This window comes from Streptomyces sp. NPDC030840, from assembly GCF_055572015.1.
In genome coordinates this window covers 272,294-284,994 of sequence record NZ_JBVIEE010000001.1, presented here as the reverse complement: position 1 = coordinate 284,994, position 12,701 = coordinate 272,294, and the positions used below count along the sequence as shown (strand labels likewise).

General features: G+C 73.4%; 8 protein-coding genes. All 8 read left to right on the top strand.

Annotation, left to right across the window (positions count from 1 at the left end; genetic code table 11):
- The first annotated feature begins 28 nt into the window (after positions 1-28).
- The 8 genes from ACZ49J_RS01165 (at position 29) to ACZ49J_RS01130 (ending at position 12,689) form a co-directional block, all read left to right on the top strand.
- Entirely contained in the window at positions 29-985 is a 957-nt protein-coding gene (locus ACZ49J_RS01165; RefSeq protein ID WP_467457308.1) for an N-acetylglucosamine kinase, read from the top strand.
- A 262-nt stretch (positions 986-1,247) separates the two neighbouring features.
- Entirely contained in the window at positions 1,248-2,687 is a 1,440-nt protein-coding gene (locus ACZ49J_RS01160) for a hypothetical protein (RefSeq protein ID WP_467457256.1), read from the top strand.
- Between the two features lie 26 nt (positions 2,688-2,713).
- Entirely contained in the window at positions 2,714-3,742 is a 1,029-nt protein-coding gene (locus tag ACZ49J_RS01155; protein WP_467457258.1) for a glutamate ABC transporter substrate-binding protein, read from the top strand.
- A 132-nt stretch (positions 3,743-3,874) separates the two neighbouring features.
- Positions 3,875-5,209, top strand: a complete 1,335-nt coding sequence (locus tag ACZ49J_RS01150) for a hypothetical protein (RefSeq protein WP_467457259.1) — start codon at positions 3,875-3,877, stop codon at positions 5,207-5,209.
- A gap of 19 nt (positions 5,210-5,228) precedes the next feature.
- Entirely contained in the window at positions 5,229-7,853 is a 2,625-nt protein-coding gene (locus tag ACZ49J_RS01145; protein ID WP_467457261.1) for a serine/threonine-protein kinase, read from the top strand.
- Entirely contained in the window at positions 7,854-9,491 is a 1,638-nt protein-coding gene (locus ACZ49J_RS01140; protein ID WP_467457262.1) for a PP2C family serine/threonine-protein phosphatase, read from the top strand. It abuts the gene before it with no gap.
- A 159-nt stretch (positions 9,492-9,650) separates the two neighbouring features.
- On the top strand, positions 9,651-10,997 hold the full coding sequence (locus ACZ49J_RS01135; protein ID WP_467457264.1) for a vWA domain-containing protein: 1,347 nt from the start codon (positions 9,651-9,653) through the stop codon (positions 10,995-10,997).
- Positions 10,998-11,102: 105 nt separating this feature from the next.
- Positions 11,103-12,689 (top strand): FHA domain-containing protein, encoded by a 1,587-nt coding sequence (locus tag ACZ49J_RS01130; RefSeq protein ID WP_467457265.1) that lies wholly within the window; start codon positions 11,103-11,105, stop codon positions 12,687-12,689.
- Positions 12,690-12,701: the final 12 nt, after the last annotated feature.

The window sequence follows — 12,701 nt, the reverse complement described above, 5'->3', positions numbered from 1 at the left end:
GGCGCCGGGCCCCGGAAGCACCGGCTGCGTGCTCGCCATCGACGCCGGCAACAGCAAGACCGACGTGGCGGTGATCACGGCCGACGGCGAGGTCGCCGGGACGGGACGCGGCGCCGGGTTCCAGCCCCCGGCCGTGGGGGTCGAGGCGGCGGTGGACGGACTGGCCGGCGCCGTGCGGCAGGCCTTCGCCGCCGCGGGCGTCACCTCCGTCGCGCACGTCTCGGCCTGCCTGGCGAACGCCGACTTCCCGGTGGAGGAGGAGCGGTTGGCCGCCGCCCTGCACGCGCGCGCGTGGGGGGCGACCGTGGACGTGCGCAACGACACCTTCGCGATCCTGCGGTCCGGGATCGCCGAGCCGCGCGGGGTGGCCGTGGTCTGCGGCGCGGGCATCAACTGCGTCGGCATGCGCCCCGACGGCCGGACCGCCCGCTTCCCGGCGCTCGGCCGCATCTCCGGTGACTGGGGCGGCGGTTGGGGCCTGGCCGAGGAGGCCATGTGGCACGCGGCCAGGGCGGAGGACGGGCGGGGCGAGCCGACGGCGCTCGCCCGCGCGCTGCCGGCCCACTTCGGGCTGGACTCCATGTACGCGCTCATCGAGGCACTGCACCTGGAGCACATCGAGCAGCCCCGCCGGCACGAGCTGACGCCCGTGCTGTTCGCCACCGCGGCGGACGGCGACCCGGTGGCCCGCGCTCTCGTGGACCGTCTGGCGGAGGAGGTGGTCACCATGGCGACGGTCGCCCTGACCCGCCTGGACCTCCTCGGTGAGGAGGTCCCCGTCCTCCTCGGCGGCGGCGTTCTGGCGGCCCGTCATCCCCAGCTCGACACCCGTGTCCGCGACCTGCTGGCGGCCCGCGCCCCCAAGGCGGTCCCCCAGGTCGTCACGGCGCGGCCGGTGCTGGGCGCGGCCCTGCTCGGCCTCGACCGCGTGGGGGCCGCGGACGGCGTGCACGCGCGCGTGAGGGCGTATTACGAAGCGGACTGAACGCCCCTGGTGGGCATCCCCCGAAAGTGTGCCAAGCCGGTGGGAACCGAACCGAACCCGATCGCGTATTCATGGGCGGGGGGTAGTGCGGTAACCCTCTCGCGGTGCGGGAATCCGGTGTGCGGGACCGGGATCCGAACAAGATCCAGTCAAGACCTGTTCGGATGTCAGTCCCGGCGGCGATACTTGCGGCCGTGCACCTCCGTTCACGGTGCGGTTCACCGGACGGAGGTGACCGAAGGATGGCCATGGGGGAGGTCAAGTGACGTACACGTCGAAGGGGAGCCCGGCGCCACCGGCCCAGGCGGCGCCCACGGCCCCGGCCGTGCCGCCGCGGACCGCGCGTCCCGCTCCGCCCGCGTCGTCCGGCGCGCCGGACACGGCCCCACCGCGCCGCACGGCGTTCATGGAGGGCGTCGACGAGCTGCGCGCGGCGGCGACGACCGAGCCGGGCCGGCTGCGGATCATCGGAGCCGCCCTCGCCCTGCTGGTCGTCGCGTTCGGTGCCGTCACCGCGTGGCAGATGTCGGACCGCGCGGCCGCCGCCGACGACGTGCTCCACAGCAGCCAGCCCCTGAGCGCCGCCGCGGCGGACGTCTACCGCGCCCTCGCCGACGCCAACACGGCGGCCTCCAGCGGCTTCCTCGCCGGCGCCCAGGAGACCCCCGCCTCCCGCACCCGGTACGAGAACGACATCAAGGACGCCGCCGACGGCCTGGCGGGCGCCGCCGCCGCCTCCGACCCGGGTTCCTCCTCCGCGAAGACCATCGCCGAGCTCAACAAGCTGCTGCCCGAGTACAAGGGCCTCGTCGAGCGGGCCCGCGCCAACAACCGGCAGGGCTACCCGCTGGGCGGCGCCTACCTGCGCTACGCCAACCAGAAGATGCAGGACGAGATGCTCCCCAGGGCCGAGCGTCTCTACAACAACGAGAACCGGCGCCTGAGCGACGACTACGACAGCGCCACCGTCTACCCGTGGGCCGCGATCGGTCTCGGTGTCCTCACCCTGGGTGCCCTCGTGTGGGCCCAGCGCCGCCACTACCACCGCACGAACCGCGTGCTGAACCACGGCCTGGTCGCCGCCACCGCCGCCTCCACGGTCGTCCTGCTGTGGCTCGTCGCCGGTCATGCCCTCGCCCGCTCGGAGCTCCGCGACTCCTACGACAACGGCGTGGTCTCGGTGAACGTGCTGAACGACGCCCGGATCGCCTCCCTCAAGGCGCGCGGCAACGAGAACCTGACGCTGGTGAGCCGGGGCGCGGAGACCACCGAGAGCGGCGACGACAAGTTCGACAGCGCCTTCAGGACCGACATGAAGAAGCTCTCGTCGTACCTCGCGAAGGCCCAGGACGTGGCCGACGACCAGTCGGGCGAGCGGCCCGTGAAGGCCGCCACCGGCAACATGAGGGTCTGGATGGAGCGCCACCAGAAGGCCCGGGAGGCCGACAACGACGGCGACTACCAGGCCGCCCTGAGGAAGGTCATCGGGTCCGGGAAGGACGAGCCGACGGGTGAGTGCTTCGACAGCGTCGTGGAGAACCTGAGGAAGGCGCTCGTTCACGAGCAGAACGAGTTCAAGCTGGCGGCGCGGGACGGAAGGGACGCGATGAGCGGACTCCCCGTGGGCGCCGCCCTGCTCGCCGTGCTGGGCGCGTCGGGCGCCGTGCTCGGCATCGGACGCAGGCTGTCGGAGTACCGGTGATGAGGGCAGTGGAAGGAGGCGCGGTGATGAGTGCGGCACGACGGCTGAGGGCCCGCCTGAAGGGCTGGGGCGGAGTGGGCGCGATGGGGGTCGCCTGCGCCCTCACCGCGGCCTTCGCGCTGTTGCCGCTGCGTGACGCGCCCCTCGACGGCAGTGCGGCCGCCGGCGGCCAGGGCCTGACCCGGAGCACGTACGCGAAGGCGGACGACTGCGAGGACGCCGACGCCTGGAGGCAGAGCCTGGCGCCGTCCTCCAGCGAGAGCGGCAGGACGGTCGCGGCCATCAAGAAGCGCGGCTACCTGGTCGTCGGCGTCGACCAGAACAGCTACCGCTGGGGCTATCGCGATCCCAACAGCGAGAGCGACAGCGCCGACCTCGAGGGGTTCGACATCGACCTCGCGCACCGCATCGCCGACGAGATCGTCGGCGGCGACCCGAAGGACAACATCCGCTTCAAGGCCGTTCCCACCAACCAGCGCATCCCGGCCATCCAGGGTGGGCAGGTGGACATGGTGGTCCGCACCATGACGATCAGCTGCAAGCGCCTGGACGAGGTCGCCTTCTCCGCGCCCTACTTCACGACCGGCCAGCAGGTCCTCGCGCCCAAGTCCTCCACGATCGACGGCTACGACGACTCACTGGCGCGGAAGAAGATCTGCACGGCGGCCACCTCCACCGCGTACGAGAGGCTGGACGCCGACAAGGAGAGCGGCGCCCTCGTCTCCTCCGCCGACATATCCACCACCGTCCCCAACCAACTCGACTGCCTGGTAAGGCTCCAGCTCGGCGAGGTCGACGCCGTCGTCACGGACGGCGCGCTCGCCGCGAGCCAGGCCGCACAGGACCCGACGGTCGCGCTCAAGGGCAAGCCCTTCACGACCGAGTACTACGGCGTGGCGATGAAGAAGGACGCCGAGGATCTGGTACGCCGGGTCAACCAGGTCCTGGAGGACTACCGCGACAACGGCTGGCAGCAGTCGTACGACAAGTGGCTCGCCCCCACCCTCGGGGAGGATCCGGCGAAGTCGCGGCCGCCGACGCCCGACTACAGGTGACCGACGAACCGGACCGACCGCGAACCGTACGTCCGAAACGACCAGAATCCCAGCACGAACAACCGACCTGATACCACTGGAGAGTTGCCCGAGCGCCGTGTGCGCGGGCGACGACGGAGCGAGAGGTGATCGATGGGCGTGGCGGGATCCACCGGGCCGGTGATGGACCGGGACGAGGTGGACCGTGCGCTGGCGCGGCTCGGCGCGGAGCACGAGGCGATCGAGACCTCACTCCTCGCCCTGCAGGACCACGCGGGCCGCAGACTCCTCGAAGGCGCCGAGCTCACGGGCACCACCAAGGAGCGCTGGACGGCCGCCGAGGCGTCGATCACGCTGCTGTGGGCGTACTTCGACGCCTACTCGGACGCTCTGCGCTCCGCCCGCGAGATCCGCTCCCGCCGCCGCTGGTCGAGCCGTGAGGACCTGGTCGAGCTGACGGAGCTGCTGCGCGGCCAGAGCGTCACGGTCGCGGGCAGCACCGCGGCGGCGGCCAACGTGCCCACGCTGACCGGAGCGGGCCGGCTGAGCGAGCGGTTCAGCCTGGCCGAGCTCGTGGAGCGGATGAACGAGCTGTACGCGACCTCGCTGGACATGGTGGTCGCCGCCGACGCGGTCTGGTCGGCGCTGCCCGCCCGGATCGATCTCCTGGCCGCCGAGTTGCAGCGCACCCGCCGGCTCGCGCACTCCGTGGGTGTACGCCCCGGTGAGCACCCGGCGGGCGACGACCTGGAGCGGATCACCCGCACGCTGACCTCCCTGCGCGAGCGGGTGGTGTCCGATCCGCTGGCGTACTGGGTCCCCGCGCAGGGCAGTTCGGCCCCCGGCGGCGGTCGCCCGGACACCTCGACGTACGACCGTGAGGCGCGCGCCCTGGAGGACGTACGGCGCGAGATCGACGCCGTGCTGACGGTCCGGCAGGACGCCGAGGCGCGCCTGGTGAAGCTGCGGGACGTGCTCAGCCGCGCGGACCGTACGCTCGCCGAGGCACGCAGCGCGCGTGGTGAGGTGCTCGCGAAGATCGCCGCGACGGAGGTGCCCGTGGTCAGCGGCCCGCCGACCGCGCTGCAGGAGCAGCTCGCGACGGCCGCCGAGTACCGCAGACACGCCCAGTGGCACCGCCTGTCCCCGCTCCTGGAGTCCCTGGAGCAGAAGGCGGAGGACGAACTGATGCGTGCCCGTGAGTCGTTGACCGCGGTCACCGCGCCCCTGGCGGTCCGCGCCGAGCTGCGGGGCCGCCTCGACGCGTACCGGGCGAAGGTGGCCCGGCACGGCCTCGCGGAGGACCCTTTCCTCATCGAGCGGTACGACGCGGCCCGCCGCATGCTGTGGAGCGCGCCCTGCGACCTGCGGGTCGCCGAACAGGCGGTGCTCCGCTACCAGCGCGCGGCCGCGGAGCTGCTCGGCACGGGCGTGCCGGGGCAGGGCGAGGCCAGTCAGCCACAGGACCGGAGGGGGCCGGGCGCGTGAGCGACAGGGGTGATGCGGGATGAGTGAGCAGCAGGCGTGCCAGCGGCCCGACTGCGAGGGTTCGTACGAGGACATGGGCGGCGGCGAACTGTACTGCGACACGTGCGGTCTGGCGCCGGTCGTCTCGTCGAAGGGCATGGTGGGTTCCCCGGCCACGGGGGGCACCGCCGGCGGCAAGGGCGCCCGCGGATCGAGCGCAGCGAGAGGGGGGTCCCCCCGGCCGGAGGCTGGGGGAGGATCGGGCCGGTCCAGCGGGTCGAGCGGCAGCTCCCGCGCCAGCTCGCGGACGTCCTCGCGGTCCTCGCAGTCGCGGCGCTCGGTGTCCGGCCGGCTCTCGCGCTCCCTGTCGGGGAAGTCGACGGGCCGCTCGGTGTCGGTGCGCAGCTCCGGTTCGTCCGCGGGTTCCTCCGGGCGGGCCCGCCTGGGTGCCGGTCTCGTACAGGTCCCGCAGGTGCCGCGGCCCGACCCGCGCGCGATGGTCCTGGACAACCCCGAGGTGCCCGAGCGCAAGCGGTTCTGCTCGCGCTCCGACTGCGGGGCGCCGGTGGGGCGGTCGCGCGGCGAACGGCGGGGGCGCGTGGAGGGCTTCTGCACCAAGTGCGGTCACCCCTATTCGTTCGTCCCGAAGCTGAAGGCCGGTGACGTCGTGCACGGCCAGTACGAGGTCGCGGGCTGCCTCGCGCACGGCGGTCTCGGCTGGATATACCTGGCCGTGGACCGTGCCGTGTCGGACCGGTGGGTCGTGCTGAAGGGCCTGCTGGACACCGGTGACCAGGACGCGATGGCCGCCGCGATCTCCGAGCGCCGCTTCCTCGCCGAGATCGAGCACTCCAACATCGTCCGCATCTACAACTTCGTCGAGCACCTCGACCAGCGCACCGGCTCGCTGGACGGGTACATCGTCATGGAGTACGTCGGCGGCAAGTCGCTCAAGGAGATCGCCAACGGCCGCCGCACGCCCGCCGGGAAGCGTGACCCGCTGCCGGTCGAGCAGGCGTGCGCGTACGGCATCGAGGCGCTGGAGGCCCTCGGCCACCTGCACAGCCGCAACCTGCTGTACTGCGACTTCAAGGTCGACAACGCGATCCAGACAGAGGACCAGCTCAAGCTGATCGACATGGGCGCGGTGCGCAGGATGGACGACGATGAGTCGGCCATCTACGGCACCGTCGGCTACCAGGCGCCGGAGGTCGCGGACGTGGGGCCCTCCGTTGCCTCGGACCTGTACACGGTCGCCCGCACGCTCGCCGTCCTCACCTTCGACTTCCAGGGCTACACGAACGTGTTCGTGGACTCCCTGCCCGACCCGGACCACATCGAGGTCTTCCGCCAGTACGAGTCGTTCTACCGGCTGCTGGTGCGCGCCACCGACCCCGATCCGGCCCGCCGGTTCGCCTCCGCGCAGGAGATGGCGGAGCAGCTCACGGGCGTGCTCCGCGAGGTCGTGTCCCTGCAGACCGGGCGGGCACGGCCGGCGCTGTCCACCCTGTTCGGGCCCGAGATCAAGGTCACCGACACGGAGCTGTTCGGCGAGCTGGACGGGGATGTGTCGCGGCTGGGGGTGCGGGCCGCCCCGGTGCGCGGGAAGAAGGGCGCCGTCGCGGTCACCGTCGCGGGGCCCGCTCGGGGCAGGACGGCGCCGAAGGGGACACAGCCCTTCCCGCTGCCGCCGCCGAGCGCCGCGACCACCCTGGTCAAGCCGCTCGACACGGCCGCCGCGGCCCTCGCGCTGCCCGTGCCCCGGGTCGACCCCGGTGACCCCAACGCCGGGTTCCTCGCCGGGCTGATCGCCTCGGCGCCCGCCGAGCTGATCACCGCGCTGCACGCGGCGCCCACCGGTTCGCTGGAGCTGCGGCTCAGGGAGCTGCGGGCCCGGCTGGAGATGGGCGAGTTCGCCAGTGCGATCGGCACGCTGGACGCCCTGGAGCGGGACCACCCGGACGACTGGCGGGTGGTCTGGTACCGGGGCGTGGCGGCGCTCGCGACCGGTGACCACGAGAGCGCCGCGCTGGCGTTCGACGCCATCTATGACGCGTTCCCCGGCGAGCCCGCGCCGAAGCTGGCCCTCGGGCTGTGCGCGGAGGTCCTCGGTCAACTGGACAACGCGGCGGAGTACTACCGCCTGGTGTGGTCGACCGACCTCAGCTATGTGAGCAGCGCCTTCGGGCTCGCCCGGGTGCAACTCGCGGCCGGCGACCGGAGCGCCGCCGTGCGGACGCTGGAGTCCGTCCCGGAGGCGTCGATCCACTACACGGCGGCCCGCGTCGCCGCCGTACGGGCGCGCCTGCGTCACCGTACGAACGAGACGAACGAGACCACCGGATCGCCGCTCCTCGACGATCTCACCGCGGCCGCGGGCCAGGTGGAAGCCCTCGGTGGGTACGGTCTGGACGCCGTGCGCCGCGAGCAGTTGTCCACAGAGGTCCTCGGCTGCGCGCTGGACTGGGTACTCTCCGGTAGCCAGGGTTCAGCACCACCGGCGGGCGGCGGGCGTGTGCTGCTCGGCAGCGCGCTGGACGAGCGCGGCCTCCGCTTCGGCCTGGAGCGCTCGTACCGCACGCTGGCCCGGCTCGCCCAGGGCGGCGAGGAAAGGATCGACCTGGTGGAACGTGCCAACCGTTACCGCCCCCGGACGTGGGTGTAGTTGATGTCGCAGATGCCCCAACTGGCCGCCTGCCCGAGCTGCGAGTGGCCTCTCGAATCGGGTGACCGCTTCTGCGGTGCGTGCGGGTATGACCTGTCGGTGATCCCCGCGCCGCCGCAGGACAACCCGACGATCACCATGAACGGGACGGCGCCGCCGCCCGGGGCGGCACCCGTGAACTGGCCGGCCGCCCCCCACGCCGGCGTCTCCGGCGCGCCCGCACCGGTGCATCTGCCCAGTGACATCCGGGGAACGGATTCCGGCGGTTCCGAACTGCACGCGCGGGGGCCGCAGTCCGGCGCATCCGAGCCCCACGTCCAGGGTCCGCCGTCGGGTGGTGCCGAGCCCCACGCTCAGGGACCGCAGTCGGGCACAGCCGAGCCCCACGCTCAGGGACCGCAGTCGGGCGCAGCCGAGCCCCACGTCCAGGGGCCGCCGTCGGGTGGCGCCGAACCGCCCGCTCAGGGACCGCAGTCGGGCGGGGTCACGGCGCGTGGCGAGGGGTGGTCGCCGGGCGGGGCCGAGGGTCCGGCGCGGGGGGTGCGGTTCGACCGGCCCACCGAGTCCGCCTCTCCGTCCTCTGTGTCCTCCGCGTCCTCGCCGTCCTCGCCGTCCTCGCCCCCGTCTCCCTCCCCGTCGTCCTCCGGCGCGGAGGACTACCACCTGGCGGCGCCCCAGCCCGTCGACCCCCGTACCGCGGACCTCTCGACTCCGCCCGCGGGCACGAAGACCTGCGTGGCGTGCCGCGCGGGCCAGGTCGACCGGGACGGCTACTGCGAGAACTGCGGCCACGCCCAGCCCCGCGAACGCGACCACATGGAGCAGGAGCTGGGCGCCGTGGCGGCGGTCAGCGACCGGGGGCTGCGCCACCACCGCAACGAGGACGCGTTCGCCGTGTCCTCCACCGCCCTGACCGACGGTTCGCCCGCGGTCGTCGCGGTCGTGTGCGACGGGGTGTCGTCCGCGACCCGTCCGGACGACGCCTCCCTGGCCGCGTCCCGCGCCGCGAGCGAGGCGCTGCTGGAGGCGCTGCCGCGCGGCACACACCCTCAGCAGGCCATGCACGAGGCCATCGTCGCCGCCTCGAACGCCGTCAACTCGCTGGCCGAGGAGCCCGAGACGGCCCTGGAGCACGCCCCGCACCAGAACGCGCCCGCGTGCACGCTGGTGGGCACGGTCGTCACCTCCGCCCTGCTGGTGGTGGGCTGGGTCGGCGACAGCCGCGCCTACTGGGTCCCCGCGGACCGCAGCGCACCCCCGGCCCGGCTGACCGAGGACGACTCGTGGGCCGCGCAGATGGTGGCCGCGGGGCTGATGAGCGAGGCCGAGGCGTACGCCGACCACCGCGCCCACGCCATCACGGGCTGGCTCGGCGCGGACGCGTACGAACTGGAGCCGCACACCGCTTCCTTCAAACCCGACCGGCCGGGTGTAGTGGTGGTGTGCACCGACGGGTTGTGGAACTACGCGGAGACGGCGGAGGAGATGGCCGAGGTCGTCCCCCTCGACGCCGGACAGCGTCCACTGCACGCCGCCCAGGTGCTGGTGGGCCACGCCCTCGACGGCGGGGGCCACGACAACGTAACAGTGGCCGTCCTGCCGTTCCCGGCCCCGCCCCAGGGGGCAGGATCGGCCTGAGGGCGCCCACGCGCCCGGACGTGTCACGGCCGTGTGGGAACGGCCGCGGAACAGCCGATCGACGGGGTCGGGAGGCGGACCGGAGGGGACCGGTCCGTATCGACAGGCACAGGCATCGCCCCACGCGTCGTGGGGGCCTTGAGGGGGAGCGAGAAGCGCATGGCCAATTTCTCGAAGTCGAATGTGCCGCAGTTCTCGGTGGACGTGTACCAGAACGAGTACCTGCCGGAGGGCGGCCGCGAGGTCAACGCCATCGTGACGGTGAGCTCGACCGGCGGCGGCACCGTGGGCAGCGCCGTCGCCGCCCCGCACCTGTACTCGCCGGGGCAGGGCCCCTCCGCGGCCGTGGCGATCATGGTCGACTGCTCGGGTTCGATGGACTACCCGCCGACGAAGATGCGCGGGGCGCGGGACGCCACGGCCGCCGCGATCGACGCGCTGCGCGACGGTGTGCACTTCGCGGTGATCGGCGGGACCCACATCGCCAAGGAGGTCTACCCCGGCGGCGGACGGCTCGCGATCGCCGACGCCACCACCCGCGACCAGGCCAAGCAGGCCCTGCGCAAGCTGAGCGCGGGCGGCGGCACCGCGATCGGCACCTGGCTGAAGCTCGCCGACCGTCTGCTCTCCTCGGCGGACGTCGCCATCCGCCACGGCATCCTGCTCACCGACGGCCGCAACGAGCACGAGTCCCCGGAGGACCTGCGCGCCGCCCTCGACGCGTCCGCCGGCCGCTACACCTGTGACGCGAGGGGCGTGGGCACCGACTGGGAGGTGAAAGAGGTCACAGGGATCGCGTCCGCGCTGCTCGGCACCGCGGACATCGTCGCCGACCCCGCGGGGCTCGCCGCCGACTTCACGCAGATGATGGAGACGGCCATGGGCAAGGAGGTCGCGGACGTGGCGCTGCGGCTGTGGACACCCATGGGCACCGAGATCAAGTTCGTGAAGCAGGTGGCCCCCACGGTCGAGGACCTGACCGACCGCCGCACCGAGGCGGGACCGCGCGCCGGGGACTACCCGACCGGCTCCTGGGGCGACGAGTCGCGCGACTACCACGTGTGCGTGGAGGTGCCCGCCGCCGGACTCGGCCAGGAGATGCTGGCCGCCCGCGTCTCCCTGGTGATCCCCCAACCCGACGGAACCGTGCAGAACCTGGGCGCGCAGGGCCTCGTACGAGCCGTGTGGACGGACGACATGGCGGCCTCGACCTCCATCAACCCCCAGGTCGCGCACTACACGGGTCAGGCCGAACTGGCACAAGTCATCCAACAGGGACTGGATGCCCGCAAAACCGGGGATATCGACGGCGCAACGGCGAAGCTGGGCCGGGCCGTTCAGCTCGCGAGCGAGTCGGGGAACGCCGATACTGCGAAACTGCTTGCGAAGGTGGTGGACGTCGTCGACGCGGCGGCAGGTACTGTGCGACTGAAGGCGAAGGTCGCGGAGGCCGACGAGATGACTCTCGAAACACGGTCCACCAAAACTGTTCGTGTAAAGAAGTAGTGAGGCCGACCCCGCCCCGGGGATCGGACAGAACCGGTCACACCGGCCCACCGCGGTCGAAGAACCCGGCCCGGACGGCCGGAAAGGAAAGGGGGACGCGCCGACATGCCGACCTGCCCGAACGGACACCAGTCGGGTTCCGACGACTGGTGCGAGGTCTGCGGTCACCGCATGGCCGGTGCCGTACCCCCGCCACCTCCGCCCCCGCCGCCGGCCGCCGGCTACGGCTATCCGCCACCCGGCTCCCCTCCCCCGCCTCCGGTCGGTGGCGGTCAGCCCGGTGGGCCTCCGTTCCAGTCCGCCGCGCCGGATCACGCGCCGGAGCTCTGCCCGCAGTGCCGTACGCCCCGTGAGGGCGGCGCGCCCTTCTGCGAGGAGTGCCGGTGGAACTTCCTGACGAACACGGCCACGACGTACACGCCGGCGGCGCCTCGGCCGTCGGGGCCCGGCGGTCCTGGTGGGCCTGGTGGGCCTGGCGGGTCCTCCCCGTTCGGGGGGCCCGGTGGGCCTGGTCCTGGTGGGCCCGGCGGTCCGGGCGCTCCCGGTGGACCGAACCCGGCTCTCCGGTTCCAGCAGCCGCCCGGGCCGGGGCCGTCCTTCGGCGGCGGTGACTCGTACGACTACCAGAGCTCGCGGCCCTCGCAGGTGAACCGGCCGGCGGAGCCCATTCCCCCGGGGCCGCCCTTCGGCAGCGAGCCCTCCGGGCCGACCACTCCGCCGGGCACCGGCGGTCCCGGTCGTCCCTCCGGTCCCGGAGGCTTCGGCGGCGATCCATCACGTCAAGCCCCACCGCCCGGCCGCCCTGGGGGTCCTGGTGGAGGCCCTGGGGGTCCTGGTGGAGGCCCTGGGGGTCCTGGTGGGCCTGGTGGACCGGCCGGTCATGGTGGCCCCGGGGGTCCCGGAGGCTTCGGCGGCCCGGGGGCAGGCGGTCCAGGTCCGGGTGGTCCGGGTGGCCCGGGCGCAGGTGGTCCCGGCCAGGGTGGTCCGGGTGGTCCAGGCCAGGGTGGCGGTCTGCCGCAGGCCTTCCAGCAGTCGGCTGCGACCGCTCCGCCCACTTTCCCGCGCGAGACGGGGCGGCCGGGCGCGCCCGGTCCCGGCGGGCCGGGCGGCCCTCAGCAGGGCGGCCCGTCCTTCGGGGGCGGGGAGGACGACTGGATGATCTCCCCGCCGTCGCCCGGTGCCGGTGCGCCTGCCGGATCCGGCGGACCGGGGGCACCCGGTGGGTACGGGTACCCGCAGCCGGGCGCCACCCAGGCTCCGCCCGGTCCCGCGTACCCGCAGCAGCCGGCGACGTGGACGGCGACGATCGGCCCGGACCGCGACTACTTCATGTCGATGATGCAGCGCTCCGGCCCCGAGGCCGCCGGGCTCAACCTGCCCGCGTACTCCCCGGAGCAGCAGCGCGCCCTCGTCGGCAACCAGATGACCATCGGCCGCCGCCGCCACTCCACCGGTGACACCCCCGACATCGATCTGTCGGTGCCGCCGGAGGACCCGGGGGTCTCGCACCAGCACGCGGTGCTGGTCCAGCAGCCGGACGGCGGTTGGGCGGTCGTCGACCAGAACTCCACGAACGGCACCACGGTCAACGGCTCCGAGGAGCCCATCCAGCCGTTCGTCCCGGTGCCCCTGCAGGACGGGGACCGGGTGCACGTGGGGGCCTGGACGACGATCACCATCCGGCGCGGCTGAGCCGGGGACCGG

Excerpts from the sequence above, each read along its gene's own strand:
- ACZ49J_RS01155 (WP_467457258.1), top strand. The coding sequence starts at position 2,714 with ATGAGTGCGGCACGACGGCTGAGGGCCCGCCTGAAGGGCTGGGGCGGA.
- ACZ49J_RS01150 (WP_467457259.1), top strand. The coding sequence starts at position 3,875 with ATGGGCGTGGCGGGATCCACCGGGCCGGTGATGGACCGGGACGAGGTG.
- ACZ49J_RS01145 (WP_467457261.1), top strand. The coding sequence starts at position 5,229 with ATGAGTGAGCAGCAGGCGTGCCAGCGGCCCGACTGCGAGGGTTCGTAC.
- ACZ49J_RS01135 (WP_467457264.1), top strand. The coding sequence starts at position 9,651 with ATGGCCAATTTCTCGAAGTCGAATGTGCCGCAGTTCTCGGTGGACGTG.
- ACZ49J_RS01130 (WP_467457265.1), top strand. The coding sequence starts at position 11,103 with ATGCCGACCTGCCCGAACGGACACCAGTCGGGTTCCGACGACTGGTGC.